At 43.9% G+C, this 212-nt stretch carries 1 pseudogene; it reads right to left on the bottom strand.

What is annotated here, in order from left to right:
- A pseudogene (locus X919_RS14960) lies at nt 1-212 on the bottom strand (site-specific integrase); the annotation flags it as partial.

Here is a 212-nt window from a genome sequence, read left to right on the forward strand (position 1 = left end):
CGCCCTTGCTGAGCGACATGGTCGCAAATGTATGCCGGGCAAGATGGAAGGTCAGATTCTTCTTGACACCACAAAGGTCGGCAATTTCTTTTAAATATGCGTTGGTTTTCTGATTCGTTAGGATGGGAAATAGTTTGCCGTTCCGATAGGTCTTATGACTGTACTTGGCAATGATACTCTTGGGAATGTCAAGCAATAAAACATTTGTCTCC

This window comes from Prevotella sp. HJM029, from assembly GCF_000599605.1.
Lineage (GTDB): Bacteria > Bacteroidota > Bacteroidia > Bacteroidales > Bacteroidaceae > Prevotella.